Below are 25,537 nucleotides of genomic sequence, written 5' to 3' on the forward strand. Positions count from 1 at the left end.
CTGATAAAATTGTAAGATAAGTTATTTAGTTTAAAAATAAAAGAATAAAAGTATCATTAATTGGGAGGAAAAATAGTGAAAAAAGCTTCAATCATAACTTATGGTTGTCAAATGAATACAAATGAAAGTGCTAAGATAAAAAAAATGTTCCAAAATATGGGATATGAAATTACTGATAATATAGAGGAATCTGATATTACATTTTTAAATACTTGTACAGTAAGAGAAGGAGCAGCAACTCAAATATATGGTAAATTAGGAGAATTAAAACATATAAAAGAAAATAAGGGAATGATAATAGGTGTGACTGGTTGTTTTGCTCAAGAGCAAGGGGCAGAGCTTATAAAAAAATTCCCTCAAATAGATATAGTTATGGGAAATCAAAATATTGGGAGAATACCACAAGCTGTTGACGATATAGAGCATGGTGTAGATAAGCATCTTGTTTTTACCGATTATGAAGATGAATTACCACCTAGATTAGATGCTGACTTTGATTCTAAAAAAACAGCTTCAATTTCTATAAGTTATGGATGTAATAATTTTTGTACTTTTTGTATAGTACCATATGTAAGAGGAAGAGAGAGATCTGTTCCTATGTCGGAGATCTTGTATGATGTAAGACAATATGTTACAAAAGGTTATAAAGAGATAATATTACTTGGCCAAAATGTAAATTCGTATGGAAAAGAATTTAAAAATGGAGATAACTTTGCAAAGTTACTAGATGAAATTTGTAAGGTAGAAGGTGATTTTATAGTGAGATTTGTGTCACCGCACCCTAGAGATTTTACTGATGAAGTAATAGATGTAATTGCTAAAAATGAGAAGATAGCAAGATCGTTACATCTTCCATTACAATCTGGATCTTCTAAAATACTCAAGGCTATGAATAGAGGTTATACTAAAGAGCAGTATATAGCTTTGGCAAATAAAATAAAAGAAAGAATACCAGGGGTAGCTCTTACAGCTGACATTATAGTTGGTTTTCCTGGAGAAACTGAAGAGGATTTTCAAGATACATTGGATGTAGTAAGACAAATTCAATTTGAAAATAGTTTTATGTTTATGTATTCTATTAGAAGAGGAACAAGGGCAGCTACTATGGAAGCTCAAATAGATGAAGCAGTTAAAAAAGATAGACTTCAAAGATTAATAGATGTGCAGACTATTTGTTCATTGGAAGAGAGTAAGACATATGTAGGTAAGACATTTAGAGTATTAGTAGAAGGAGAAAGTAAAAAAAATAAAGAAGTACTAAGTGGAAGAACTTCTACTAATAAAGTGGTTCTGTTTAAAGGTGATAAATCATTAGAAGGAACATTTGTGAATGTGAAAGTAAATGATTGTAAAACTTGGACATTGTATGGAGAAGTTGTAGAATAGAAAGAGTTAATATCGAGGTGGGTATGGACAGATTGGATAAGTTTCTTTTAAAGGAACTTTTAGAGATAGCGAAACAACTAGGGTTGACACTGAAGGTTGGAGCAAAAAAAAATGAAGTAAAGGAGCTCATAGAAGAGGATATTAGCAGTAAAGAAAATACGGATATAGCTTGGGGAACTTTAGAGGTTCTCCCAGATGGTTATGGCTTTTTACGAGAAACCAGTGTGGAAAAAGATATATATGTTTCAGCTTCTCAAGTAAGAAGGTTCAAGTTAAGAACTGAAGATAAAGTTGTAGGAGAGGTAAGAGAACCTTCAGGAGATGAAAAAAATTATGCACTGAAAAAAGTTTTGTTAATAAATGATGGAACTTTAGAAGCAGCTGAATCAAGAGTGCCTTTTGAAGAACTTATACCAGCATATCCTACAGAGAAATTTATATTAGAAACTGATGAAAAAAATATTTCAGGAAGAATTATAGATTTGATAGCTCCGATAGGAAGAGGGCAAAGAGCACTTATAATTGCTCCACCAAAAGCTGGAAAAACTATGTTAATAAGTAATATTGCAAACTCGATTATGAAAAATAATAGGGATGCCGAGGTATGGATACTATTAATAGATGAAAGACCAGAAGAAGTTACAGATATAAAAGAGACTGTAATAGGAGCCCAAGTATTTGCTTCAACTTTTGATGAAGATCCTAAAAATCATATAAAAGTGACAGAAAGTATACTTGAAAGAGCTAAAAGAAAAGTAGAAAATGGTGAAAATGTAGTAATACTAATGGACTCATTGACTAGATTAGCAAGAGCTTACAATATTGTGATGCCTTCTAGTGGAAAATTAATATCTGGAGGAATAGATCCAACAGCTCTTTATTATCCTAAAAATTTTTTTGGAACAGCAAGAAATATTAGAGGTGGAGGAAGTTTGACAATAATTGCTACAGTCTTAGTCGATACTGGAAGTAAGATGGATGACATAATTTATGAAGAATTTAAGTCAACAGGTAATTGTGATATACATTTAGATAGAAACTTAGCAGAATTGAGATTATTTCCAGCAATAGATATTCAACGATCTGGAACGAGAAAAGAGGAATTATTAATTTCTAAAAAGGAGTTAGAATCAATTTGGAAGATAAGAAGACATCTTACAAAATTTGATAAAGCTGAAAGTTTAAAGAGATTGGTAGATACATTGAAGAGTACTCAAAGTAATAAAAGCATGTTAGAACAGTTTGAAAAAGGGGTAAAAGATGAAAGGTAAAATAAGCTTATTAGTAGTATTAATTATAACTTTTTACATCGGGATATTGGTAGGAACTCCTTTTAAAGCTGAGGTAGTAGATTTGAAACAATTTACTGACTATTATGAAGAGGGAGCAGCTGAAAATGGAGGTTGGGAGGTACAAAAAGATAACTTTTATACCTTTTCTAGAGAATATTCTTTAATTGGAGAAGAGGGTGGAGGTGTTCAAGAGTTACCTAAAATAGATGAGAATGATATACCTGAAAAGAAAACTTATATAGTTCAAAAGGGAGATACTTTATCAGAAATAGCTGAAGCTTATAATATGGGGCTTAGTGTTCTTATGGCTAATAATCCAGGTGTTTCAGCTAGTAATTTAAGAGTTGGACAAGAGATTACTGTTCTTACAGGAAATGGAATTTTTTATAAGGTTTCTAAAGGAGATTCTTTAAGTAAAATAGCTGAATTATTTAAAGTCGATGTAGAAGAAATCAAAAAAATAAATAAACTAGATTCTAATATGGTTCAATTGGGAGATGTATTATATATAAAAAATCCTAATGTTACTAAATATCTAGGAAGTAGAAGTCCAAATATTGATAATAGAAGCAATCTTGGATTTATTATGCCGATAAAATATACTGGGATAACTAGTCCATATGGAAACAGATTTCATCCAGTTTTAAAAAGATATATTTTTCATGCAGGTGCTGATTTAAGAGCACGTTTTATACCGCTATATGCTTCGAAAGAGGGAAAGGTTACTTTTGCTGGGAGCATGAATGGCTATGGGAAAATAATAATTATTCAACATAGTGGTGGATATGAAACTAGATATGCTCATCTTGATAAAATTGGAGTGAGAAAAGGTCAATATGTAAAAACAGGTGAATTAATTGGAAAAACTGGACAAAGTGGAAGAGTAACAGGGCCACATTTACATTTTGAACTTAGAAAGAATGGAAAGACTTTAAATCCGATGAGATATATGCCAAAATAAAGGTAGAGAGAGGAAGTTATGAGTAGAGTAGTAAAGATAGGAAACCTTTTAATTGGAGGAGGGAATCCAATAGTTATACAATCTATGACTAATACTATAACAAGTGATATAGAAGCAACAGTGAGTCAAATAAAAAAGTTAGAAGCTGTTGGTTGTCAAATGGTAAGAATGACAATAAATAATGAAGGGGCGGCTAAGGCTATCGAAAAAATAAAAAAAAGAGTAAATGTTCCGTTGTGTGCTGATATTCATTTTGATTATAAATTAGCTCTTTTAGCAATGGAGAATGGAATAGATAAACTTAGAATTAATCCTGGAAATATAGGTTCTGATGAGAATGTTAAAATTGTAGTGGAAAAGGCGAAAGAAAGAAATATACCTATAAGAATAGGAGTAAACTCTGGTTCTATTGAAAAACATATACTTGAAAAATATGGAAGACCGACTGCTGATGGAATGGTAGAGAGTGCTATGTATCATATAAATTTATTAGAAAAAAATGGATTTAATGATATAGTGGTATCGTTAAAAGCAAGTAATGTTAAGATGATGGTAGAAGCTTATAGAAAAATAAGTGAGCTCATTGATTATCCATTGCACCTTGGAGTTACAGAGGCAGGAACTGCTTTTCAAGGAACAGTGAAGTCCGCAATTGGAATAGGATCATTATTAGTAGATGGGATAGGAGATACTATTAGAGTATCTCTCACAGAAGATCCAGTAGAGGAGATAAAAGTTGCTAAGGAGATATTAAAAGTTTTAGGACATATGGAGACTGGAGTGGAGATAATATCTTGCCCTACTTGTGGAAGGACAGAAATAGATTTGATAGGACTTGCAAAAAAAGTTGAAAAAGAGTTTGAAACTGAAGATAGAAAGATAAAAATAGCAGTAATGGGTTGTGTAGTAAATGGACCTGGAGAGGCTAAAGAGGCTGACTATGGTGTAGCTGGGGGAAAAGGAGTTGGAGTTCTGTTTAAAAAAGGACAGGTAGTTAAGAAGGTAACTGAATCTGAAATATTAGTTGAGTTGAAAAAATTGATAGAAGAAGATGAAGTATTTAGAAATAATGGGAAGTAGAGATAGGCCTCTAATAAGAAATTTTAAACTTTTTTTAGTGGAGTGACGTCTAAATTAGAAAATGTGAGGGATAAAAATTGATGGACTTTGATGAGATTTTCGAGGAGTATTTTGATAGGATATATTACAAAGTTTTAGGGGTAGTAAAAAATCCTGAAGATGCTGAAGACATATCTCAGGAAGTTTTTATGAGTGTTTATAGGAATTTGAAGAGTTTTCGTTCAGAGAGTAATATATATACTTGGATATACAAGATTGCTATAAATAAAATTTATGATTTTTTTAGAAAAAGAAAGATAGAGTTAGATATTAATGAAGAGATACTTATGTTAGAAGATAACACTAATATTGATACCCCTATTTTTTTAGAGGAGAGGTTAAAATTGATCTCACTAAAAGAAAGAGAAATTGTAATTTTAAAGGATATATATGGATATAAATTAAAGGAAATAGCTGAAATGAAAGGAATAAATATTTCTACAATAAAATCTATATATTATAAGGCAATCAAGGATATGGGAGGAAATTAAAATGACATCACCAAAAGATAGAGTAAAGGCTAATATATATAAAGAGTTATTTGAACAAGAGAAAAGAAGGAACAAAAGGAAATCTATATTTTCTTTGTCATTATTTTTTCTAGGGATGATTGCAAGTTCTACTTATCAAACATCTTTTAAAGAAACTCCAATAGAATCGACTTTAGACTATGCATTAAATACAAATACAGTCAAAGTAAATGACAAAAAAAATGACTTATCAATGGAACATTTCTTTAGTTCAAATTTTTTTGATGATAAAAAAATAGAAATAGATGCTGATGATTTATTTGGCTTAGATACTCAGATATAGTGGAGGATATCAATGAAAAAAATTATCTATTTTTTTATAAGTTTATTAAGTTCACTAACAATGTTTGCATCTGAAGGATTAGGAATAGTTTCTGATGAAGATTTTTTAAAGGTTGGAGTTACACCAGAAAATGTGGAAAAAGCTAAGGTAATGGTCGATAAAGTTAGCATAAATTATAAAATGTTGATATTAGAGAAAAAGCAGTTAGAACTAGAGGTCAATAAATATGTGTTAGAAGGGGCAGAAACAAATCTTGAAAAGATAGATGCACTTTTTGACAAAATAGGAGATATAGAAGCAGCTATTTTGAAAGATAGGATAAGAAGTCAAATAGAGATGCAAAAATATATTACTCAAGAACAGTATCTTAAAGCTAGAGATATTGCAGTAAGAAGATTGAATACCCCAAAGTAAAGTAGAATTTTATAACTGTACCTAAAATCTTAAAAGGATAGAGGGTGCAGTTTTTTATTAGATACTTTACTTTATAAAAAAAGTATGATATATTAAGCTTTAATAGATAAAAAATCAGAGTATTAAGGGAGGGATTTTATGAATTTTATTTTTATTTCACCAAATTTTCCAAAAAGTTATTGGAATTTTTGTAGAGGATTAAAAAATAATGGAGTTAACACTCTAGGAATAGGAGATGCTGATTATGACTTTTTAAGTGATGAGTTAAAAGAATCATTAAATGAGTATTACAAAGTATCTTCTTTAGAAAACTATGATGAAGTGTACAGAGCTTGTGCTTATTTTGCTTTTAAGTATGGAAAAATTGATTGGTTAGAATCAAATAATGAGTACTGGTTATTAAGAGATGCACAACTTCGTACAGATTTTAATATTACATCTGGTTTAAAAAATGATAAGATAGCTGGAATAAAATATAAAAGTAAAATGAAAGAGTTTTATGAAAAAGCTGGAGTGAAAACAGCTAGGTATCATATGGTTTCAACTTTTGAAGAGGGAAAAAAATTTACTGATATGGTAGGATTTCCAGTTGTAGTAAAACCTAATAATGGAGTTGGAGCAGCAGCTACTTATAAATTAAGAGATGAAGGAGAGATGAAATTTTTCTATGATAATCTAGGAGAAGAGGAGTATATCATGGAGGAATTTATCAATGGAGAGCTTCTTTCTTATGATGGAATAGCTGGTAGAAATAGGGAGATTATTTTTGAGACAGCTCATGCATATCCAGTACCAATAATGGAGATAGTAAATAATGGAATGGATGTTATGTATTATTCTTTTAGAGAGATTCCAGAGGATTTAAAAGAAGCAGGAAGAAGAGTAGTACAAACTTTTGATACTAATAGTAGATTTTTCCATTGTGAATTTTTTAGATTATTAGAAGATAAACCTGGATTAGGAAATAAAGGGGATATTATAGGATTAGAAGTAAATATGCGTCCACCTGGAGGATATACACCAGATATGATGAACTTTGCAAATGATATAGATGTATATCAAGTTTGGGCAAATATGATAACTTATAATAAAGGATTCTATAATAAAGATTCTAGACCATATTGTTGTGTTTATGCAGCAAGAAGAGATGGATATAGATATGTTCATAGCATAGATACAGTATTAAATAGATATAAATATAATATTGTAATGAAAGAGAGAATGCCTGAAGTTTTATCTGGAGCTATGGGAAATGATATGTTAACAGCTAGATTTCCAGAGCAAGAGCAAGCTATGGAATTTATTGATTTTTACTTAAAAAAGATGTAACTAGGGGGAGTTTTATGCATGTAAATCATTATAAACAGTACAGCCATAATTTAGGAAGAGAGATGGAATTTTTAGTATATGGACATAGTGGAAGACCAATTGTTGTTTTTCCAGCTCAAGATGGAAGATTCTATGATTTCTATAATTTTGGAATGGTAGATGCAGCTGCTGACTATATAAATCAAGGAAAGATTATGTTATTTTGTGTAGATAGTATAGATGGAGAATCTTGGTCTAGACTTGGAGAGAATTATGAGGCTAGAATAGAGCAACATAATAGATGGTTTAAATATATAGTAGATGAAGCTATACCTAAATTTAAGCAGATATATGGAGATAGAACAGGAGATTACAACTGTAAATTTATGACAACAGGTTGTAGTATGGGAGCTTACCATGCTTTGAACTTTTTCTTACGTTGCCCAGATATTTTTGATGGAGTAATAGCTTTAAGTGGATTATATCATGCAGGTTATTTCTTCCCAAATTACAACAATGGAATGATTTATGAAAACTCTCCAAATGATTATATGAGAAATATGTCTTGGAATCATGAGTTTTTAGGAAAATATAGAAATTCAGATATTATCTTATGCTGTGGTCTAGGTAGATGGGAAGAGGAGTGTATAAAAGATACTGGAGATTTAAAAAAGGAATTTGATAGATTACAAGTTCCTGTTTGGATAGATTTCTGGGGTTATGATGTAGATCATGACTGGCCTTGGTGGAAAGTACAATTCCCTTATTTTTTACAATATGTTATATAGGAGTTAAATATGATACTAAAAGAAAATATATATATTGAACCTTTTAAATTACATAGAACATTACATATATACCTTCCAGATGATATACAACCAGATGAAAGATTTCCAGTTATATATATGTTTGATGGACACAATCTATTTTGTGATTCAGATGCTACATATGGGAAATCATGGGGAATAAAGGATGCTCTTGATACTCATAATCAAAGAATTATAGTGGTAGGATTAGAGTGTAATCATGAAGGAAATATGAGACTTTGTGAATTTTCTCCATACTCTTTTAAAGACAAATTTTTTGGAAAGGTTACAGGACTAGGTAAAACTACTACAGAGTGGATATGTGAAACTTTAAAACCATATATAGATGAAAAATTTCCAACTAAACCTGAGAGAGAGTATACAGCAATAGGTGGAAGTTCAATGGGAGGTTTAATGTCAGTATATGGTCTTGCAGCTAGGTCGGATATATTTTCAATGGGAATATGTGTATCTCCTTTTTATGAGCATATTTTTAAAAAATTAGTAGATGATATTTCTAAATTTAAAATTTATAAAAAGACAAAAGCTTATATTAGCTGGGGAAGATATGAGTTTCACACTAAAAAACAACTAGCAGTTGGAACAGAAAAAAATATGATAGTAACCAGAATTTTTTCACAAAAGGGAGTTACTGTATATCCTCATATGATGGTAGAGGGAGATCATAATGAGGAATCTTGGGCAAAAGAAACATTGGTTTGGCTTTCTGAAATGGGATTATATAGAGAGAGATAAGGATGATACAATATTAATAAAAGATTTACAAAGTTTCTAATTTGTGATAAAATTTAGAGTAATAAAAAGTTTTAGGAGGAGTTTTTTAATGATTGGAATAGGAATAGTAGGACTTCCAAATGTAGGGAAATCTACACTTTTTAATGCTATAACAAAAGCTGGGGCAGCAGAAGCAGCGAACTATCCATTTTGTACAATAGAACCAAATGTAGGAATGGTAACTGTACCAGACTCAAGATTAGATGAATTATCAAAGATAATCAATCCACAAAGAGTAGTTCAAGCAACAGTGGAGTTTGTGGATATAGCTGGACTTGTAAAGGGAGCAGCAAAAGGAGAGGGACTTGGAAATAAATTTTTGTCAAATATTAGAACAACGGCAGCTATTTGCCAAGTTGTAAGATGTTTTGAAGATGATAATGTAATCCATGTAAGTGGTTCGGTAGACCCTATAAGGGATATAGAGGTAATTAATACAGAGTTAATTTTTGCTGATATGGAAACTGTAGATAAAGCTATAGAGAAACATAAAAAATTAGCTATGAATAAAAATAAAGAGTCGATGGCTCTTATGCCAGTTTTAGAAAAGTGTAAGCTTCACTTAGAAAGCTTTCAACTTTTAAAAACATTATCAATGAATGATGAAGAGTTAGAGTTAGTTAGAACATATCAATTACTAACTTTAAAACCTATGATATTTGCAGCTAATGTAGCTGAAGATGATTTAGCAACAGGAAATGAACATGTAGAAAAAGTTAGAGAGTATGCAAAAAAATTAGGGTCAGAAGTTGTAATAGTATCTGCTAAGGTTGAAGCAGAATTACAAGAGATGGATGATGAAGAGAGTAAAAAAGAGTATTTAGAAGCTTTAGGAGTGGAAGAAGCTGGGCTTAATAGACTTATTAGGGCTGGATACAAGTTATTAGGACTTCAAACATATTTTACTGCTGGAGTAAAAGAGGTAAGGGCTTGGACAATAAAAATAGGAGATACAGCACCAAAAGCAGCAGGAGAGATACATACAGATTTTGAAAAAGGATTTATTAGAGCAAAAGTGGTATCTTTTGATGACTTTATAAAGTATTCTGGATGGAAGGGAGCACAAGAAGCTGGTGTTCTTAGGCTAGAAGGAAAAGAGTATATAGTACAAGATGGAGATTTAATGGAATTTTTATTTAATGTGTAGAATAAAAAATACTTTGTTAAGAAAAATTACTTGACAATATCTAAAAAAGTTAGTAAAATATCTAGGTGTACGATTGGAGGAAATTGTTTTGAAATTAGAGATTAAAAATTTTCAAAACCAAGTTATGAAGTTTGATTTTTATATTAATAATATGGATGATGTTGAACTTCTAGGAAAAGTACATGTTATTGGAACAGCTGTAAATAACAATGGAAAGATTGAAATAAATGGGCATTACTCTGTGAGATTAAGAATGCAATGTGTTAGATGTTTGAAGGAGTTGGAGTTAGGATTAGAAAATGACTTTACAGGAACTTTTTTGGACGAAATTCAATATACTCAGTATCTAAAGAGCTTGAATACTGAGTGTGTAATTGATAAAAATGAAATCTATGATCCGGTTGAGAATGGAATTATAGATTTAGCAAACTTAGTGAGAGAGTATATAATATTAGATATGCCACCGTATCCACAGTGTGAACCTGATTGTGAAGATAGTTCAGAGATAAAAAAACACAGTGATAATGGAATAGATCCACGTTGGCAACAATTATTACAGATAAAAAATTAATTTTAAATAAGAATGTAAGTAGGAGGGTAACTTAAGATGGCAGTACCTAAGAAGAAAACATCTAAAGCTAAGAAAAATATGAGAAGATCTCATCATGCTTTAACTGGAACTGGATTAACAATTTGTGAGAAATGTGGAGCTCCAAGAAGACCTCATAGAGTATGTCTTTCATGTGGAGATTACAATGGAAAACAAGTTCTAGTAGGACAAGCTGAGTAATTAGATGTTTAGTTAGATAGAAAAGGACAAGATAAGCTCTTGTCTTTTTTTATTACAAATCATAGAAAATATTTTTAAATTTTATAAATATGATGTATAATAAAGAGAGATAATTTTTTATAGGAGGATTGTAATGAAAGTAGCCTTGGATGCTATGGGTGGGGATAAGGCACCTTTTGAAACTATAAAAGGAGCTATGAAAGCTCTAGAAGAAATAGAAACTTTACATCTTGTATTTGTTGGAAAAAAAGAGAGTATAGAGGAAGAATTAAAAAGATATAAATACGATTCTTCAAGAATTGAGATAGTAGATGCAAGAGAAGTTATAGAGATGACAGATGAACCTGTAACAGCTGTAAAAGCTAAAAAAGACTCTTCTATGAATAGAACTTTGGAATTAGTAAAGGATGGAGTTGTAGATGCCTCTGTATCAGCTGGAAATACTGGTGCTTTAATAACAGCAAGCCAACTTAAATTAAAAAGAATAAAGGGAGTACTTAGACCAGCTATTGCAACAATGTTTCCTAATAAAAAAGATAAAATGTTGATATTAGATGTTGGAGCAACAGCAGATTGTAAACCAGAGTTTTTAAATCAATATGCTATTATGGGATCAAAATATTTAGAAATACTATTAGGAATGAAAAATCCAGCTGTAGGATTACTTAATATAGGGACAGAAGAAGGAAAGGGAAATGAAATTACAAGAGAAGCATATAATCTCTTAAAAGCAAATAAAGGGATAAATTTTGTTGGAAATGTAGAAGGAACAGAAGTAATGAATGGAAAGATAGATGTTGTAGTTACTGATGGTTTTACTGGAAATATGGTATTAAAAACAGCTGAAGGAGTTGCAAAGGTTATAGTTTCATCTTTAAAAGAGGAAATAAATAAATCTTTTATCTATAAATTGGGAGCGCTATTGGTGAAACCTGCTATAAAGCGTTTAGGGAAAAAAGTTGATTCTTCTGAATATGGAGGAGCTATGTTTTTAGGGCTGAATGGTCTTTCTATCAAGGCGCATGGAAACTCAGATTCAAATGGTATAAAAAATGCTATTAAAGTAGCAAATAAGTTTGCAGAAATGAATTTTGTAGAAGAGTTAAAAAATGCTATAGATATGGGAGATAGTGACGAAAAAAACCTAGATTAGGAGGAAAAATGAAGTTTAAAAGTGTAGGTATAAAAGGATTAGGGTATTATGTACCAGAGAAAAAAATGACTAACTTTGATTTTGAAAAAATAATAGATACAAGTGATGAGTGGATAAGAACAAGAACAGGAATTGAAGAAAGAAGATTTGCTGCTCCAGATCAGGCTACTTCAGATTTATGTGTAGAAGCAGCTAGAAAAGCAATAGAAGCTTCAGGAATAGTAAAAGAGGACATAGACATGATATTAGTAGCTACATGTAGTCCAGATTATCTTGTTCAGGCTACAGCTTGTTTAGTTCAAAAGAAATTGAATTTGAAGAGTATACCAGCCTGTGATTTGAATGCTGCTTGTAGTAGTTTTATATATGGACTTACTGTAGCAACAGGGATGATAAAAGGAGGAGTGTATAAAAACATTCTAGTTATAGGTGCCGAAACTCTTTCAAGAATAATAGATATGCAAGATAGAAACACTTGTATATTATTTGGTGATGGGGCAGCTGCAGCGGTAGTGGGAGAAGTAGAGGATGGGTACGGAATTTTATCTTCATATCTAGGAGCTGAAGGAGAAGATGAAGAAGTTTTAAGAACTCCAGCTGGTGGAACAAAGAAACCAAATACCATGGAAACAATAGCAAATAGGGAGAACTTTTTAAAAATGAAAGGGCAAGAGGTATTTAAATTTGCAGTACATGCTTTACCTAATGCAACAAGTCAAGCATTAGAAAAAGCTGAAATAAAAGCTGAAGATTTATTTATGGTATTCCCGCATCAAGCAAATGTGAGAATAATAGAATCAGCAGCAAAAAGATTGAATTTGCCTATTGATAAATTTTATATGAATTTACAAAGATTTGGGAATACATCGTCTGCTTCTGTAGGATTAGCATTAGGAGAAGCGTTGGAAAAAGGAATGATAAAAAAAGGAGATATGATAGCTCTTACAGGATTTGGAGCCGGACTTACTTATGGTTCTATAATTATGAAATGGGCATACTAAATATAGTTATGCCAATAAATATTGACATATTTAAAATGCTATGATATATTAAAAGACAGGTGTTTTATTTAAGGAGGGAAGTATGTCGAAAATAGCTTTTGTTTTTCCGGGACAAGGGACCCAATATGTTGGAATGGGAAAAGAACTATATGAGAATAATGAAATAGCTAAACAGGAATTTGATAACTTATTTTCAAAATTAGATTTTGATTTGAAAACAGTTATGTTTGAAGGACCGGAAGAAATATTAAAAGAGACTAAGAATACGCAGCCAGCAATAGTATCTATGAGCTTAATTTTAAAAAAACTATTAGAGGCCAAGGGAATAAAAGCTGATTATGTGGCAGGACATTCAGTTGGAGAGTATGCTGCTTTTGGAGCAGCTGGCTATTTATCAATAGAAGATACGGTGAAACTTACTTCAGCTAGAGGTAAATTTATGAGTGAGGTAGCTCAGAAAATAAATGGAGGAATGGCTGCTATAATTGGATTAGATTCTGATAAAATAGTTGAAGTCTTAAAAGGTGTAGAAGGAGTAGTAGAAGCTGTAAATTTTAATGAACCTAAGCAAACTGTAATAGCTGGAGAAAAGGAAGCTATAGCAAAAGCTTGTGAGGCTTTAAAAGAAGCTGGTGCGAAAAGAGCTATGCCATTAGCTGTATCAGGACCATTTCATTCATCACTTATGAAAGAAGCTGGAGAGAAATTAAAAGATGAGGCTGAAAAATATGAATTTAATATGACTGATATAAAGTTAGTAGCAAATACAACAGCTGAAATTTTGACATCAATAGAAGCTATAAAAAATGAAATATATAGACAGAGTTTTGGACCAGTAAAATGGGTAGATACTATAAAAAAATTGAAATCTGAGGGAGTAACAACTATTTACGAAATAGGCCCTGGAAAGGTATTAGCTGGACTTATAAAAAAAATTGATAAAGAAATTGAAGTAAAAAATATAGAAAAACTTGAAGATTTGTTAAATATATAGTAAAATCTATTATATATAACGTTTTTTAAATATAAAGAAAAAATTAAGGAGGAAGAAAAAATGTTAGATAAAGTAAGAGAAATAGTAGTTGAGCAATTAGGAGTAGATCCTGAGCAAGTAGTACCTGAGGCAAATTTTGTAGAGGATTTAGGAGCAGACTCACTAGATACAGTTGAATTAATAATGGCTTTTGAAGAGGAGTTTGATGTAGAAATTCCTGATACAGATGCTGAAAAAATTAAAACAGTTCAAGACGTTATTGATTATATCGAATCTAAATAATAAAAAAAACGGGGTATGAAAGTACCCCGTTGCTTATATATACTTATATCTATAAAAAAATTGAGGTGGTATTGTGAATAGAGTAGTAGTTACAGGAATAGGACTTATAACTGCATTAGGAACGGGTATTGAAAAGAGTTGGAAAAGAATTATAGCTGGGGAAACAGGAGTAGGGAAAATAGAATCTTATGATGCTACTGATATGTCTGTACAAATAGCAGCCGAGGTAAAAGATTTTGATCCTATTGAATTTGGAATTGAGAAAAAAGAGGTAAAAAAATTAGCTAGAAACACTCAGTTTGCTATTGCAGCTACAAAGATGGCATTGGAGGATTCTAAATTAGTAATTGATGAAAATAATGCTGAAGATGTAGGAGTAATAGTTTCTTCTGGTATAGGTGGAATTGAGATATTTGAAGCTCAACATCAAGCAATGTTAGAAAAGGGAGTAAAAAGAATATCTCCATTTACTATTCCAGCTATGATAGCTAATATGGCTTCTGGAAATATAGGAATATATTTTGGGGCAAAAGGACCTAATAAATCGATAGTTACAGCTTGTGCATCAGGAACACATTCAGTAGGAGATGCTTTTGAAATAATAAAAAATGGAAGAGCAAAAGTTATGATAACTGGAGGAACTGAAGCAGCTATTACTCCATTTGCTATGAATGGATTTGCTAATATGAAAGCTTTGTCTACAAGAAATGATGAGCCAGAAAAAGCTTCAAGACCTTTTAGTGCTGATAGAGATGGATTCGTAATGGGAGAAGGAGCGGGAATATTAATTCTTGAAGAACTTGAATATGCAAAGGCAAGAGGAGCAAAAATTTATGCTGAGGTGGTAGGATATGGAGAAACTTGTGATGCTTACCATATTACAGCTCCAGTAGATGGTGGGGAAGGAGCTGCAAGATCATTTAAAATGGCTCTTAAAGAGGGAAATATAAATTTAGAGGAAGTAACGTATATAAATGCACACGGAACATCTACCCCTGCAAATGATAAAAATGAAACAGCAGCAATAAAAGCTGTATTTGGAGATCATGCTAAGAATTTAATGGTTTCATCAACAAAAGGGGCAACAGGTCATGGATTAGGTGCAGCTGGAGGAATAGAAGCCGTTATTATAGCTAAAGCTATATTTGAAGGAGTAGTTCCACCTACAATAAATTATGATAATCCAGATGAAGACTGTGACTTAAATTATGTGCCAAATGTAGCAGTAGAGAAAGAGATAGATGTAGCTATGTCAAGTTCATTAGGTTTTGGAGGGCATAATGCTGTAATAGCTATGAGAAAATATAAATAAGTTTTTAGGAGGAAAAATGAAGAAAAATTATTTAGATTTTGAAAAAAATCTTGGTTATTCTTTCAAAAATAAAGAACTTCTAAAAAATTCACTTATTCATCGTTCGTTTGGAAATGAGCATAGAAGATATAAAAAAATAAGTAATGAAAGACTAGAACTGCTAGGAGATGCAGTTCTAGATCTTGTTGTTACTGAATATTTATACAGAAGTTATGCTAACTCAACAGAAGGAGATCTAGCAAAAGTCAAATCGATGGTAGTGAGTGAACCAGTTTTAGCTGGAATTTCTAAAAAATTACAAGTAGGGAAGTATCTTTTGCTTAGTAGAGGAGAAGAACTAACTGGTGGAAGAGAAAGAAGTTCTATACTAGGAGATGCTTTTGAGGCTATCTTAGGAGCTATATATATGGATTCAAATTTTGAAACTGCTAAGGAATTCGTATTAACACATATAAAAAATTTGATAGATACAGTTGATAGTAATGAGGAAATTTTAGATTTTAAAACAATTCTTCAAGAATATAGTCAGAAAATTTATAGAGTTATTCCAGAATATGTAGTTGTAAAAGAGATAGGTCCAGATCATCAAAAAATGTTTGAGATAGAAGCAAAAATAAATAATGGTATAGATGAAGAACAGTCAGATATAGGGACTGGGAAAAATAAAAAGACTGCCGAACAGGCAGCGGCAAAAGCATTATGTAAAAAATTGGGAGTAAAAATTCATGAAACATTATAATATTCCAATATTTATAAGTCATTTTGGTTGTCCTAACTCATGTGTTTTTTGTAATCAGAAAAAAATAAATGGGAGAGAGACAGATGTTACAATAGAAGATTTAAAAAATACAATAGAGATGTACTTAGAAACTCTTCCAAAGAATTCCAAAAAAGAAGTGGCTTTTTTTGGTGGAACTTTTACAGGAATTTCTATGAAGTTACAAGAAGAGTATTTAAAAACTGTATATGAATATATTAAAAAAGGGGATATTAATGGAATCAGGCTATCTACTAGACCAGATTATATTAATGATGAAATAGTAGCACAACTAAAAAAGTATGGAGTAACTGCTATTGAACTTGGAGTTCAGTCATTAGATAAAAAGGTTTTATTAGCAACAGAGAGGTTTTATCCTGTTGAAATAGTAGAAGAAGCTTGTAAAATTATAAAGAAATATGAGATTGATTTAGGGATACAATTAATGATAGGTTTACCTAAGTCCACATTTGAATCTGATTATCTAACAGCTGTTAAAATTCTTGATATGAAACCAGAGATGGCAAGAATATATCCCACGTTAGTAATAAAAAATACTAAGATGGCTCAGATGTTTTTTACAGGAGAATATCATGCTTTAACTTTAGATGAAGCAGTAGAACGTACAAGAAAAATTTATTCTTTATTAGAAAGTGAAGGAATAAATATAATAAGAGTAGGATTACAACCTAGTGAAGATTTAAGAGAAAATGGAGTAGTTATAGCCGGTCCTTTTCATCCAGCCTTTAGAGAGGTTGTTGAAACAGAAATATATTATGATTTTTTTAGAAAAATATTAGAAAATGAAAAAAAGTTAGATATATTTGCTAATGAAAAAAGTATTTCGAAATTGCTGGGAATAAAAAAAGTAAATAGAATAAGATTAAAAAAATATTTCCATATAGACATAGATAATTCAATAGATAGAAATGATGTAATTATAAATGGAAGGAAATATTCTAGGTTAGATGTATTGAGGGGAGAACTAACAAATGAATCAAATAGTAATCAACATAGATGAGCTTCAGTCAAGAGCCGCTATTATTGAGAATGGGAAAGTGGTTGAAATTCTTATAGAAAGAGAAGAAGAAAGAAGGATAAATTCGAATATTTATAAGGGAAAAGTGGCAAATGTACTTCCTGGAATGGAATCAGCTTTTGTAAATATAGGCTTAGATAAAAATGCATTTTTATATGTTAATGATTTAAGAGAATTTGAAGAGAAATATTTAGATGGAATTTGTAATAGTGATAGACCTATAGAAGATATTTTAACTGTAGGAGATGAGGTAGTAGTTCAAATTTTAAATGAACCACGTGGGACAAAAGGTGCAAGAGTGACTACTCACTACACAATTCCAGGAAAATATTTAGTACTTATGCCTAATAATAATCATATAGCTATTTCAAAAAAAATAAAAGAAGAGGAAGAAAGAGAAAGACTAGAAGAAATAGTGAAAGATTTAAAGCCTGAAAATATGGGGGTTATTATAAGAACAGCTGCTCAAGGGAAGGAGCCGTTTCATTTTGAAAAAGAGATAGAGTATTTGGTAAAAAAATGGGAAGATATAGAAAAAAAGACAAGTGCAGCAAAGATAGGGGAAGTATTATATAAAGATAATGGAATACTGACAACGATACTAAGAGATATATTTTCGAACGATATAGATGAACTTATTGTAGATAGTGAAGAGGTATACTGGGAAGTTATAGACTATATGAATGCCTTTAGTGAAAAGACTTTGAAGACAAAGATAAAGCTTTTTAATAAGGATGAAGGGAGTATTTTTGAAAAATATAATATTGAAAGAGAAATAGGAAACGCTCTAGAAGAAGAGGTTAGGTTAGAGTGTGGAGGTTATCTAGTTATACAAAAAACGGAAGCTTTGATAAGTATAGATGTCAATACAGGAAAAAATACTGGAAGCTATAATTTAGAGCAAACAGTTTTAAATACAAATTTAGAAGCTGCTATGGAAATACCAAGGCAACTTAGACTTAGAAATTTAGGGGGAATTATAATAATAGATTTTATAGATATGAGATCAGAAGAAGATAAAAATAAAGTATTGGAAACTTTAGAAAAGAATTTATCAAAGGATAGAATAAAAAATAATATAGTACATTTTACAGATTTAGGATTGATAGAGATGACTAGAAAAAGAAGTGGAAGACCTTTGTATAGTTATTTTCAGGAGAAGTGTCCTATTTGTGAAGGAACAGGAAGGATAAAATCTAGGGATACTATAATACACGAGATGATATCAGAGATAAAAGAGTGTACAAAAGATGAAGATATTACAATTATAAAATTAATTCTATCAAAAAAATTGAAAATAGCTTTTAAGGAATTATACTTTGATCTTGTTGAAAGTTTTATAAGAGAAAGAAAGAAAAAACTTATGTTGGAAGAAAATATTCAAAATGATTATAGTTACGAGATTATTTTAATGAAATAGAGGATAGTAGTATGAGAATAGGTGTATATGCTGGAAGTTTTGATCCAATAACAAAGGGACATTTTGATGTGATAAAAAAATCTTTGAAAATTACAGATAAACTTATAGTAGCTGTAATGAATAATGTCAATAAAAAATGTTGGTTCTCTTTAGAAGAGAGAAAGAGACTTATTGAGATTTTAGTAGCGGAGTTTGGAGAGAAAATTGAGGTTAAAAATTTTGATGGACTCTTAATAGATTTTATGAAAGAAAATAAAGCAGAAATAATTATAAGAGGTTTAAGAGCTGTATCAGATTTTGAATATGAGTTGGGATATGCTTTTGTAAATCATGATTTATCATATGGAGAAGTTGAGACAATATTTGTACCAGCTGCTAGAGAGTACATGTATTTGAGCGCTAGTTCAGTAAGAGAAGCTGCGACTGTAGGAGCTAGATTAGATATATTTGTTGATGAAAGAATTATAGATATCATAAAAAGGAAAGCAGACAGTTTAAAAGGATAGGGTTATATATGGCGAAAACTAAAAGTTTTTATGTATGTAATGAGTGTGGATATAAGGCGACTAAATGGACAGGGAAGTGTCCACAGTGTGGTAGTTGGGGAAGTTTTGAAGAAGAAGTGGAATTAACTTCTTCAATTGGAGCTTCTATTGGACCATTGGGAAATTCTTTGAAAGAAGTTGCAGGAAAAGTATTTTCTTTTGATGATGTTATAATGGAAGAAAATAATAGGTATAGGACAAAAATTGGAGAGTTTGATAGAGTTTTAGGAGGAGGATTACTATGTGGAGAGGTAGTTTTAATAACTGGAAATCCTGGGATAGGTAAATCTACTCTATTATTACAAGTGGCTAATGAATATACTATATATGGAGAGGTAATTTATATATCTGGAGAAGAATCTCCTGCTCAGATAAAAAATAGAGGAGAGAGATTAAAAATAAAAAATAAAAATCTTTTTTTAATGTCAGAAACGGATATTTCTAAAATATATGAGTACTTAATTTCTAAAAATCCTAAAGTTGTTATTGTGGATTCGATACAAACTTTATATAATTCAGTTATAGATTCTATTCCAGGAACCCCTACGCAGATACGGGAATGTACCTTAAAAATTATAGAGTTAGCTAAAAAATATGGAATATCATTTTTTATAGTGGGACATATTACAAAGGATGGTAAGGTAGCCGGGCCTAAACTATTAGAGCACATGGTGGATGCTGTATTTAATTTTGAAGGAGAAGAGGGACTTTTTTATCGTATTTTGAGAAGCACTAAAAATAGATTTGGATCAACAAATGAAATAGCAGTATTTAACATGGAAGAAGATGGAATGAAGGAGATAAAAAATTCTTCAGAATATTTTTTAAGTGAGAGGGAAGAAAAAAATATAGGAAGTATGGTTGTTCCTGTGCTAGAAGGAACAAAGGTTTTTCTTTTAGAGATACAAACTTTACTTACAGAGGTAACAATAGGTATTCCGAAAAGAATTGTACAAGGATTTGATAGAAATAGGATACAAATACTTACAGCTATTGCAGAAAAGAAAATGAATATAAATCTCTCTATGAAAGATCTATTTGTTAATATTCCAGGTGGATTAAATATAGAGGATCCAGCAGCTGATTTAGCTGTTTTAATATCAATGCTTTCCATATCTAAGGGTGTAGAGATAAGTCAAAAGATAGCTGCTATCGGAGAATTAGGACTTAGAGGAGAGATAAGAAAAGTTTTCTTTATGGATAAAAGGCTCAGGGAGTTAGAAAAACTTGGCTTTAAGGGAGTATACATTCCTGAAGCTAATAGGAAAGAGATAGAGAAGAATAAATATAATTTAAAGTTAATATATTTAAAGAATTTAGAAGAACTTCTAGAAAGGATGAATAAAGATGGATAGTAAAAAGTTAGAAGAGATGCTATCATTTGTTACTCCAGGTACAGCCTTAAGAGCAGGATTAAATAATATATTAGAGGCTGGCTTGGGAGCTTTGATAGTAGTAGGTTTTGATGAAAATGTAAAGAAAATAACAGATGGTGGATTCTTTTTAGACTGTGATTTTACGCCGGAAAGAGTATATGAGTTAGCTAAAATGGATGGGGCTATTATTTTGGATGGAGAGTGTCAAAAAATAATGTATGCTAATGTCCATCTACAACCAGATAGAAAATATAAGTCAACTGAGAGTGGAACCAGACATAGAACAGCACAAAGAACAGGACAACAAACCGGAAAACTTGTAATTGCTGTATCAGAAAGAAGAAATGTAATAACTATTTATAAAGATGAGATAAGATATAGATTAAAAGATGTAGCTTCAATAGAGAGTGAAGCATCTCAAGCTATAAAGACAATGGAGAGATATAAATCTGTATTAGATAGAGCATTGGCTAATTTGACGATTCTTGAGTTAGATAATACAGCTACCCTTTATGACGTAGCTACAGCACTTCAAAGATTTGAAATGCTTAGAAGGATTGGAGATGAAGTCAATAGTTGTGTAGTAGAATTAGGGATAGAAGGAAGATTATTAAATTTACAATTTCAAGATTTGAACCAAGATATAGAAGAAGATGAATATGACTTAATAAGGGACTATATGGAAGATAATATAGAATATAAAGAAGTTAAAGATAAAATGAAAAATTTAGATGATGAAGAGTTACTTGAAGTAGAGAATTTTTCACATGCTCTTGGTTATGGTAAAAGCTATAGTTTTTTAGATAATGAAGTTAGTCCAAAAGGTTATAGATTACTTGGAAGAATAAGTAAATTAACTAAGAAGGATATTGAAAAGTTAATTAGTAAATACAATAGTATATCTAAGCTTCAAGACGTTCCTGATGAGGAATTATCTGATATGAAGATTAGTAAGATTAAGATAAAAGCGCTTAAAAGTGGACTGAAAAGATTGAAATTGACTGTTGAATTAGAAAAATCATAGTATTAATAAAATTTTTAATAAAGGGACTGTTACAAGATATTGAATTGTAACAGTCCTATTTGTATTGATATAATTTTATTTAATTTATTGAATAAGAGTTATTCTAGTTAGATTTTGACTTATATTCATAATATTTATTAATTTTATCAGGGAAATATTTTTTTAATATTTCAATATATACTCCATTTGAATCGAGTTTTAAAATTGCTTGATTAATTTGTTCTGCTAATTCTGTTTCACCTTTTCTTAGGGCGATAGATGCACCTGGAAAGTTTTCTTCCACTACATCAATTTTTTTAATTCCCTTCATAGTTTTTAAATACTCTTCTCCACTTACATCAGCAATGATTACAGCATCAATTTTATTTTGTTGTAAGTCCATTAGAGCACCAGTCCAAGAGTTATAAAGTTGAGGTAATCCACCTAAATCTTTAGCAAATTCCTCTTGCATAGTTCCAATTTGTACTCCAATTTTTTTACCATTTAATTCCTCTTTTTTCACATAATTACTCTCTTCATTAACTATTACATAGTGCTCATCTGATGAGAAAAGTAGATAAGGCATAGAGAAGGTAACAGCTTTTTGTCTTTCAGGTGTTTGAGACATTCCAGCTATGACAGCATCAATTTTTTTCATTTGAAGAGCAGGAAGTAGTCCATCAAAAGACATATTATTCCAAACTATTTCATATCCTAACTCTTCTCCAATAGCATCCATAAGTTCGATATCAAATCCTACCATTTTTCCATTTTCTAAATATTCATAAGGAGCAAATTCGGCATTAGTTCCAACATATAATTTTTTAGCTGCAAATGATAGTGAAGATAAAATTAACATTAAAAATAAAATAACTTTTTTCATAAAAAACTCCTCCATATTTTATATAAATTTTTATTTAGAACTATTTTTGAATTCTTCTTTTATCTCTTGTAAAAGTTGAGGATTAGTAAATATATCCATAGCTGTAAGAGCCATTGCTATTGCAGCTTCTTTCATTCCTTTATAAGCTTCTGGTTGTATAGTAGCACAAGCAAATTCTATACTGTGTCCAGTTAAATGATTTGTAGTAAGTGGGAAAGATGGATGTATAGTTGGACAACAATGACTTACATCTCCCATATCAGTAGAACCAAATCCCTCTTTATCAACAATTTTTGTAACCCCTTGAAGTATTAGATTTTTTTCATAAGTTTCAGATAATTTCTTATTTGTAACAAGGTTAGCAAAACTTGTTTCATAGTTTTGCATTTCTAAAGTAGTTCCAGTAGCAAGAGCAGCTCCTCTAGCACAGTTTTTTACTCTTTCTACTAATTCTTTAAGGTAAGAAAGTGTTTGAGCTCTTACATAAAAGTTAGCAACTGCTAAATCTGGAATAATATTAGCTGCCTTTCCACCATTGCTTATAATTCCATGAATTCTAGCTGTTTCTAAAGTTTGTTGTCTTAAAGCATTGATAGAGTTAAATAACATAAGAACTCCATCAAGAGCATTTATTCCCTCATGTGGAGAACCAGCAGCATGAGCTGTTTTTCCTTTAAATGTGAATTGTATAGCTTCCATAGCTTGAGATTTTCCACTTCTAGTATGAGCTTCACCAGTAGGATGTACAGCCATAGCTATATCTATATCATTAAATATTCCAGCTTTAGCCATATCTACTTTAGCTCCACAAGTTTCTTCTGCAGGAGTTCCAATTACTAATACTTCTCCTACAACATCTCCCATAATCTCTTTTAAAAGTATACCAGCTGCTACACTTGTAACACCAAATATATTATGTCCACAACCATGTCCAATACCAGGTAAAGCATCATATTCAGCAAGGATAGCTACCTTAGCTCCACCATTTCCAGATTTATATTTACCAATAAAAGCAGTAGGTATTCCTACATAGTTATCACTAGTTTCAAAGTTGTGTTTTTTTAATAGATTAGTTAGAGCTTCACAAGCTTTAAATTCTTGATGTCCTAATTCAGGGTTATTATATATATATTCATTAGCTTTTTTAAAATCTTCAAAATATTTATCAAAAAGTATTGATAATTTATCTTTTAAATTTTCCATTTTTCCTCCTAGTATTAAAAAATAAAAAAGTCAATACATACCTAGATGTATTGACTCTTAAAAATCCAAAATATATTAAAATATACTAAGTAAAAATTTTAGTAGATAGAGTAAATAAAAGTAGGTATATTTAAAGATAAGATATATAATTATTCATTGAATTTCCTTAACTTTAAGATACTAGATAACATTTTATTTCTCCTCTTAAAAATTTTTATTTAAATATATATCATATTTGTGAAAAAATGTCAAATTATTTTTAAATTTTTTTTTCTTCAAGTAATTCTATTTTTCTCATATTTTCACCTTTTAGAATATAAATCAGGTCAAATACTAGATGAAGAATATGATCAGCAAATCTTTCAAGTTTTTTACAGAGTAAAATTAAGTCAGCACCACTTTGAATATTTTCAGGTTTTTTCTTCATAAGTTCAATAATACATTCAGTATCTTCTTTAGTTAAAGTATCTATCTCTTCATCCATGGTTAAAAGTGAAAAAAGAGCTTTTTCATCACTTTTTATAAAAGCATTAATATATCCTTCGTAGATATTCTTTGTTTTAATAGCTATTGGGTAGATAATATTTTTTAATTCTTTTTTCATTTCAGGAGAATCCTTTTCAATAGTTTTTATAATTTTTAAATTAGCTTTTAGAATATCTCCCATTCTCTCTATAAGCCTAGCACTATTGATAAGCATAATAAGTAGCCTTAAATTTCCAGCTGCAGGTTGAAATCTTGCCATTGTAAAGATAGAGTCTTCCTTGATTTTTACTTCAAAGTTATTAATAGTATCCTCAAGTATTAGACATTCACCATAAAGAGTTTTATCAAATGATGATTTTTCAAACATCTCAATATTGATATCTAAAACTCTATTCAGACTTTTTAATAATTCCAAGTAATGTTCTCTTAATCCTTTAATACTTTCATCTAAGTTTTTCATAATATCCTCCTATCCAAATTTTCCTGTTATATAGTCTTCTGTTTTTTTCTTATGTGGGGTTGTAAATATCAGTTCTGTTTTATCAAACTCTTCTAATACTCCTTGATAGAAGAAACCAGTATATTCAGATATTCTAGAAGCTTGTTGCATATTGTGAGTTACAATTATGATACTGTATTCTTTTTCAAGTTGCCTAATAAGTTCTTCAATTTTTGATGTAGAGATTGGGTCAAGAGCTGATGTAGGCTCGTCCATTAGTAATATTTCAGGTCTTATAGAGATAGCTCTAGCTATACATAATCTTTGTTGTTGTCCTCCGGAAAGTCCTAATGAGGATTTGTAAAGTTTATCTTTAACTTCATCCCAAAGAGCAACTGATTTTAAAGAAGTTTCTACAATCTCATCTAATTTATCTTTATCTTTTTCTCCATGTAACTTAGGGGCATAAACAAGATTTTCATAGATGCTCTTAGGAAATGGATTTGGTTTTTGGAAAACCATTCCTATTTTTTTTCTAAGTTCCACAATATCGTATTCTTTATCAAAGATATTTTTTCCATCAAAAATAATATTTCCTTCGTATTTTATATTAGGAATTAAGTCATTCATTCTATTTATTGATCTTAAGAATGTAGATTTTCCACAACCAGAAGGTCCAATTAGAGCAGTAACTTTATTTTTTTTGATTTCCATATTGATATCTTTTAATGCTTTAAAGTCACCATAATAAAAGTTAAAATCTTTTACTAAAATTCTTGTATCATTAGAATTCATATTTCCTCCTAAAAATCT

General features: G+C 30.6%; 28 protein-coding genes. 24 read left to right on the forward strand and 4 right to left on the reverse strand.

The genetic code is table 11. The features are described 5' to 3' along the window. Positions 1 to 75 precede the first annotated feature (75 nt). The 24 genes from miaB to disA all read left to right on the forward strand — a co-directional run bounded on the left by miaB (position 76) and on the right by disA (position 21,734). Positions 76 to 1,386 (forward strand): tRNA (N6-isopentenyl adenosine(37)-C2)-methylthiotransferase MiaB, encoded by a 1,311-nt coding sequence (miaB, locus tag DYA59_RS00740; protein ID WP_115268401.1) that lies wholly within the window; start codon positions 76 to 78, stop codon positions 1,384 to 1,386. Between the two features lie 23 nt (positions 1,387 to 1,409). Continuing rightward, positions 1,410 to 2,657: a transcription termination factor Rho gene (gene rho / locus DYA59_RS00745; protein WP_115268403.1), complete on the forward strand. Its 1,248-nt coding sequence runs from the start codon at positions 1,410 to 1,412 to the stop codon at positions 2,655 to 2,657. Next, positions 2,647 to 3,639 carry a peptidoglycan DD-metalloendopeptidase family protein gene (locus DYA59_RS00750; protein ID WP_115268405.1) on the forward strand — a complete coding sequence of 331 codons (993 nt, stop codon included), beginning with the start codon at positions 2,647 to 2,649 and terminating at the stop codon, positions 3,637 to 3,639. Before rho ends, DYA59_RS00750 begins: the two co-directional genes overlap by 11 nt. 18 nt (positions 3,640 to 3,657) lie before the next feature. Next, positions 3,658 to 4,719, forward strand: a complete 1,062-nt coding sequence (gene ispG, locus DYA59_RS00755; protein WP_115268407.1) for a flavodoxin-dependent (E)-4-hydroxy-3-methylbut-2-enyl-diphosphate synthase — start codon at positions 3,658 to 3,660, stop codon at positions 4,717 to 4,719. Positions 4,720 to 4,799: 80 nt separating this feature from the next. Continuing rightward, complete coding sequence (locus DYA59_RS00760) at positions 4,800 to 5,249, forward strand: RNA polymerase sigma factor (RefSeq protein ID WP_115268409.1); 450 nt, start codon at positions 4,800 to 4,802, stop codon at positions 5,247 to 5,249. Between the two features lies 1 nt (position 5,250). Then, complete coding sequence (locus tag DYA59_RS00765) at positions 5,251 to 5,571, forward strand: hypothetical protein (protein ID WP_115268411.1); 321 nt, start codon at positions 5,251 to 5,253, stop codon at positions 5,569 to 5,571. A 12-nt stretch (positions 5,572 to 5,583) separates the two neighbouring features. After that, entirely contained in the window at positions 5,584 to 5,985 is a 402-nt protein-coding gene (locus DYA59_RS00770) for a hypothetical protein (RefSeq protein WP_115268413.1), read from the forward strand. A gap of 138 nt (positions 5,986 to 6,123) precedes the next feature. Beyond that, entirely contained in the window at positions 6,124 to 7,314 is a 1,191-nt protein-coding gene (locus tag DYA59_RS00775) for an ATP-grasp domain-containing protein (protein ID WP_115268415.1), read from the forward strand. 14 nt (positions 7,315 to 7,328) lie between these two features. Next, on the forward strand, positions 7,329 to 8,081 hold the full coding sequence (locus DYA59_RS00780; protein ID WP_115268417.1) for an esterase family protein: 753 nt from the start codon (positions 7,329 to 7,331) through the stop codon (positions 8,079 to 8,081). 9 nt (positions 8,082 to 8,090) lie between these two features. Beyond that, on the forward strand, positions 8,091 to 8,855 hold the full coding sequence (locus DYA59_RS00785; protein WP_115268419.1) for an alpha/beta hydrolase: 765 nt from the start codon (positions 8,091 to 8,093) through the stop codon (positions 8,853 to 8,855). An 88-nt stretch (positions 8,856 to 8,943) separates the two neighbouring features. After that, on the forward strand, positions 8,944 to 10,041 hold the full coding sequence (gene ychF, locus DYA59_RS00790; RefSeq protein ID WP_115268421.1) for a redox-regulated ATPase YchF: 1,098 nt from the start codon (positions 8,944 to 8,946) through the stop codon (positions 10,039 to 10,041). A gap of 88 nt (positions 10,042 to 10,129) precedes the next feature. Continuing rightward, a complete protein-coding gene (locus DYA59_RS00795; RefSeq protein ID WP_115268423.1) occupies positions 10,130 to 10,612 on the forward strand; it encodes a YceD family protein in 483 nt (160 codons plus the stop codon). A gap of 36 nt (positions 10,613 to 10,648) precedes the next feature. Further along, positions 10,649 to 10,831 carry a 50S ribosomal protein L32 gene (gene rpmF / locus DYA59_RS00800; protein WP_115268425.1) on the forward strand — a complete coding sequence of 61 codons (183 nt, stop codon included), beginning with the start codon at positions 10,649 to 10,651 and terminating at the stop codon, positions 10,829 to 10,831. A 133-nt stretch (positions 10,832 to 10,964) separates the two neighbouring features. Further along, on the forward strand, positions 10,965 to 11,984 hold the full coding sequence (plsX, locus tag DYA59_RS00805) for a phosphate acyltransferase PlsX (protein WP_115268427.1): 1,020 nt from the start codon (positions 10,965 to 10,967) through the stop codon (positions 11,982 to 11,984). Between the two features lie 8 nt (positions 11,985 to 11,992). Further along, the gene (locus tag DYA59_RS00810) at positions 11,993 to 12,985 is read left to right on the forward strand and encodes a beta-ketoacyl-ACP synthase III (protein ID WP_115268429.1); all 993 of its coding nucleotides are present in this window, start codon (positions 11,993 to 11,995) and stop codon (positions 12,983 to 12,985) included. Between the two features lie 82 nt (positions 12,986 to 13,067). Then, the gene (gene fabD / locus DYA59_RS00815; RefSeq protein WP_115268431.1) at positions 13,068 to 13,979 is read left to right on the forward strand and encodes an ACP S-malonyltransferase; all 912 of its coding nucleotides are present in this window, start codon (positions 13,068 to 13,070) and stop codon (positions 13,977 to 13,979) included. Positions 13,980 to 14,039: 60 nt separating this feature from the next. After that, a complete protein-coding gene (acpP, locus tag DYA59_RS00820) occupies positions 14,040 to 14,261 on the forward strand; it encodes an acyl carrier protein (RefSeq protein WP_115268433.1) in 222 nt (73 codons plus the stop codon). A 73-nt stretch (positions 14,262 to 14,334) separates the two neighbouring features. After that, positions 14,335 to 15,573 carry a beta-ketoacyl-ACP synthase II gene (fabF, locus tag DYA59_RS00825; RefSeq protein WP_115268435.1) on the forward strand — a complete coding sequence of 413 codons (1,239 nt, stop codon included), beginning with the start codon at positions 14,335 to 14,337 and terminating at the stop codon, positions 15,571 to 15,573. Positions 15,574 to 15,589: 16 nt separating this feature from the next. Beyond that, positions 15,590 to 16,312: a ribonuclease III gene (rnc, locus tag DYA59_RS00830; protein ID WP_115268437.1), complete on the forward strand. Its 723-nt coding sequence runs from the start codon at positions 15,590 to 15,592 to the stop codon at positions 16,310 to 16,312. After that, a complete protein-coding gene (locus DYA59_RS00835; RefSeq protein WP_115268439.1) occupies positions 16,299 to 17,351 on the forward strand; it encodes an elongator complex protein 3 in 1,053 nt (350 codons plus the stop codon). The genes rnc and DYA59_RS00835 overlap by 14 nt, the downstream gene beginning before the upstream one ends. Then, positions 17,323 to 18,789, forward strand: a complete 1,467-nt coding sequence (locus tag DYA59_RS00840) for an Rne/Rng family ribonuclease (protein WP_115268441.1) — start codon at positions 17,323 to 17,325, stop codon at positions 18,787 to 18,789. The genes DYA59_RS00835 and DYA59_RS00840 overlap by 29 nt, the downstream gene beginning before the upstream one ends. Before the next feature lie 11 nt (positions 18,790 to 18,800). Further along, positions 18,801 to 19,295, forward strand: a complete 495-nt coding sequence (coaD, locus tag DYA59_RS00845) for a pantetheine-phosphate adenylyltransferase (RefSeq protein ID WP_115268443.1) — start codon at positions 18,801 to 18,803, stop codon at positions 19,293 to 19,295. A gap of 8 nt (positions 19,296 to 19,303) precedes the next feature. Continuing rightward, complete coding sequence (gene radA, locus DYA59_RS00850; RefSeq protein ID WP_115268446.1) at positions 19,304 to 20,689, forward strand: DNA repair protein RadA; 1,386 nt, start codon at positions 19,304 to 19,306, stop codon at positions 20,687 to 20,689. Continuing rightward, entirely contained in the window at positions 20,682 to 21,734 is a 1,053-nt protein-coding gene (gene disA / locus DYA59_RS00855; protein ID WP_115268448.1) for a DNA integrity scanning diadenylate cyclase DisA, read from the forward strand. Before radA ends, disA begins: the two co-directional genes overlap by 8 nt. 103 nt (positions 21,735 to 21,837) lie before the next feature. On the opposite strand, the gene DYA59_RS00860 is transcribed toward disA, so the two are convergent. The 4 genes from DYA59_RS00860 to pstB form a co-directional block, all read right to left on the reverse strand. Then, the gene (locus DYA59_RS00860; RefSeq protein ID WP_115268450.1) at positions 21,838 to 22,596 is read right to left on the reverse strand and encodes a basic amino acid ABC transporter substrate-binding protein; all 759 of its coding nucleotides are present in this window, start codon (positions 22,594 to 22,596) and stop codon (positions 21,838 to 21,840) included. A 30-nt stretch (positions 22,597 to 22,626) separates the two neighbouring features. After that, entirely contained in the window at positions 22,627 to 23,799 is a 1,173-nt protein-coding gene (locus DYA59_RS00865) for a M20 family metallopeptidase (protein ID WP_115268453.1), read from the reverse strand. A 259-nt stretch (positions 23,800 to 24,058) separates the two neighbouring features. Continuing rightward, positions 24,059 to 24,745 (reverse strand): phosphate signaling complex PhoU family protein, encoded by a 687-nt coding sequence (locus tag DYA59_RS00870; protein WP_115268455.1) that lies wholly within the window; start codon positions 24,743 to 24,745, stop codon positions 24,059 to 24,061. A gap of 9 nt (positions 24,746 to 24,754) precedes the next feature. Further along, the gene (gene pstB, locus DYA59_RS00875; protein ID WP_115268457.1) at positions 24,755 to 25,519 is read right to left on the reverse strand and encodes a phosphate ABC transporter ATP-binding protein PstB; all 765 of its coding nucleotides are present in this window, start codon (positions 25,517 to 25,519) and stop codon (positions 24,755 to 24,757) included. Positions 25,520 to 25,537: the final 18 nt, after the last annotated feature.

The organism is Fusobacterium necrogenes (genome assembly GCF_900450765.1).
In the GTDB taxonomy this organism is placed as follows: domain Bacteria; phylum Fusobacteriota; class Fusobacteriia; order Fusobacteriales; family Fusobacteriaceae; genus Fusobacterium_A; species Fusobacterium_A necrogenes.

Excerpts from the sequence above, each read along its gene's own strand:
- rho (WP_115268403.1), top strand. The coding sequence starts at position 1,410 with ATGGACAGATTGGATAAGTTTCTTTTAAAGGAACTTTTAGAGATAGCG.
- DYA59_RS00750 (WP_115268405.1), top strand. The coding sequence starts at position 2,647 with ATGAAAGGTAAAATAAGCTTATTAGTAGTATTAATTATAACTTTTTAC.
- ispG (WP_115268407.1), top strand. The coding sequence starts at position 3,658 with ATGAGTAGAGTAGTAAAGATAGGAAACCTTTTAATTGGAGGAGGGAAT.
- DYA59_RS00760 (WP_115268409.1), top strand. The coding sequence starts at position 4,800 with ATGGACTTTGATGAGATTTTCGAGGAGTATTTTGATAGGATATATTAC.
- DYA59_RS00765 (WP_115268411.1), top strand. The coding sequence starts at position 5,251 with ATGACATCACCAAAAGATAGAGTAAAGGCTAATATATATAAAGAGTTA.
- DYA59_RS00770 (WP_115268413.1), top strand. The coding sequence starts at position 5,584 with ATGAAAAAAATTATCTATTTTTTTATAAGTTTATTAAGTTCACTAACA.
- DYA59_RS00775 (WP_115268415.1), top strand. The coding sequence starts at position 6,124 with ATGAATTTTATTTTTATTTCACCAAATTTTCCAAAAAGTTATTGGAAT.
- DYA59_RS00780 (WP_115268417.1), top strand. The coding sequence starts at position 7,329 with ATGCATGTAAATCATTATAAACAGTACAGCCATAATTTAGGAAGAGAG.
- DYA59_RS00785 (WP_115268419.1), top strand. The coding sequence starts at position 8,091 with ATGATACTAAAAGAAAATATATATATTGAACCTTTTAAATTACATAGA.
- ychF (WP_115268421.1), top strand. The coding sequence starts at position 8,944 with ATGATTGGAATAGGAATAGTAGGACTTCCAAATGTAGGGAAATCTACA.
- rpmF (WP_115268425.1), top strand. The coding sequence starts at position 10,649 with ATGGCAGTACCTAAGAAGAAAACATCTAAAGCTAAGAAAAATATGAGA.
- plsX (WP_115268427.1), top strand. The coding sequence starts at position 10,965 with ATGAAAGTAGCCTTGGATGCTATGGGTGGGGATAAGGCACCTTTTGAA.
- DYA59_RS00810 (WP_115268429.1), top strand. The coding sequence starts at position 11,993 with ATGAAGTTTAAAAGTGTAGGTATAAAAGGATTAGGGTATTATGTACCA.
- fabD (WP_115268431.1), top strand. The coding sequence starts at position 13,068 with ATGTCGAAAATAGCTTTTGTTTTTCCGGGACAAGGGACCCAATATGTT.
- acpP (WP_115268433.1), top strand. The coding sequence starts at position 14,040 with ATGTTAGATAAAGTAAGAGAAATAGTAGTTGAGCAATTAGGAGTAGAT.
- rnc (WP_115268437.1), top strand. The coding sequence starts at position 15,590 with ATGAAGAAAAATTATTTAGATTTTGAAAAAAATCTTGGTTATTCTTTC.
- DYA59_RS00835 (WP_115268439.1), top strand. The coding sequence starts at position 16,299 with ATGAAACATTATAATATTCCAATATTTATAAGTCATTTTGGTTGTCCT.
- DYA59_RS00840 (WP_115268441.1), top strand. The coding sequence starts at position 17,323 with ATGAATCAAATAGTAATCAACATAGATGAGCTTCAGTCAAGAGCCGCT.
- coaD (WP_115268443.1), top strand. The coding sequence starts at position 18,801 with ATGAGAATAGGTGTATATGCTGGAAGTTTTGATCCAATAACAAAGGGA.
- radA (WP_115268446.1), top strand. The coding sequence starts at position 19,304 with ATGGCGAAAACTAAAAGTTTTTATGTATGTAATGAGTGTGGATATAAG.
- disA (WP_115268448.1), top strand. The coding sequence starts at position 20,682 with ATGGATAGTAAAAAGTTAGAAGAGATGCTATCATTTGTTACTCCAGGT.
- DYA59_RS00860 (WP_115268450.1), bottom strand. The coding sequence starts at position 22,596 with ATGAAAAAAGTTATTTTATTTTTAATGTTAATTTTATCTTCACTATCA.
- DYA59_RS00865 (WP_115268453.1), bottom strand. The coding sequence starts at position 23,799 with ATGGAAAATTTAAAAGATAAATTATCAATACTTTTTGATAAATATTTT.
- DYA59_RS00870 (WP_115268455.1), bottom strand. The coding sequence starts at position 24,745 with ATGAAAAACTTAGATGAAAGTATTAAAGGATTAAGAGAACATTACTTG.
- pstB (WP_115268457.1), bottom strand. The coding sequence starts at position 25,519 with ATGAATTCTAATGATACAAGAATTTTAGTAAAAGATTTTAACTTTTAT.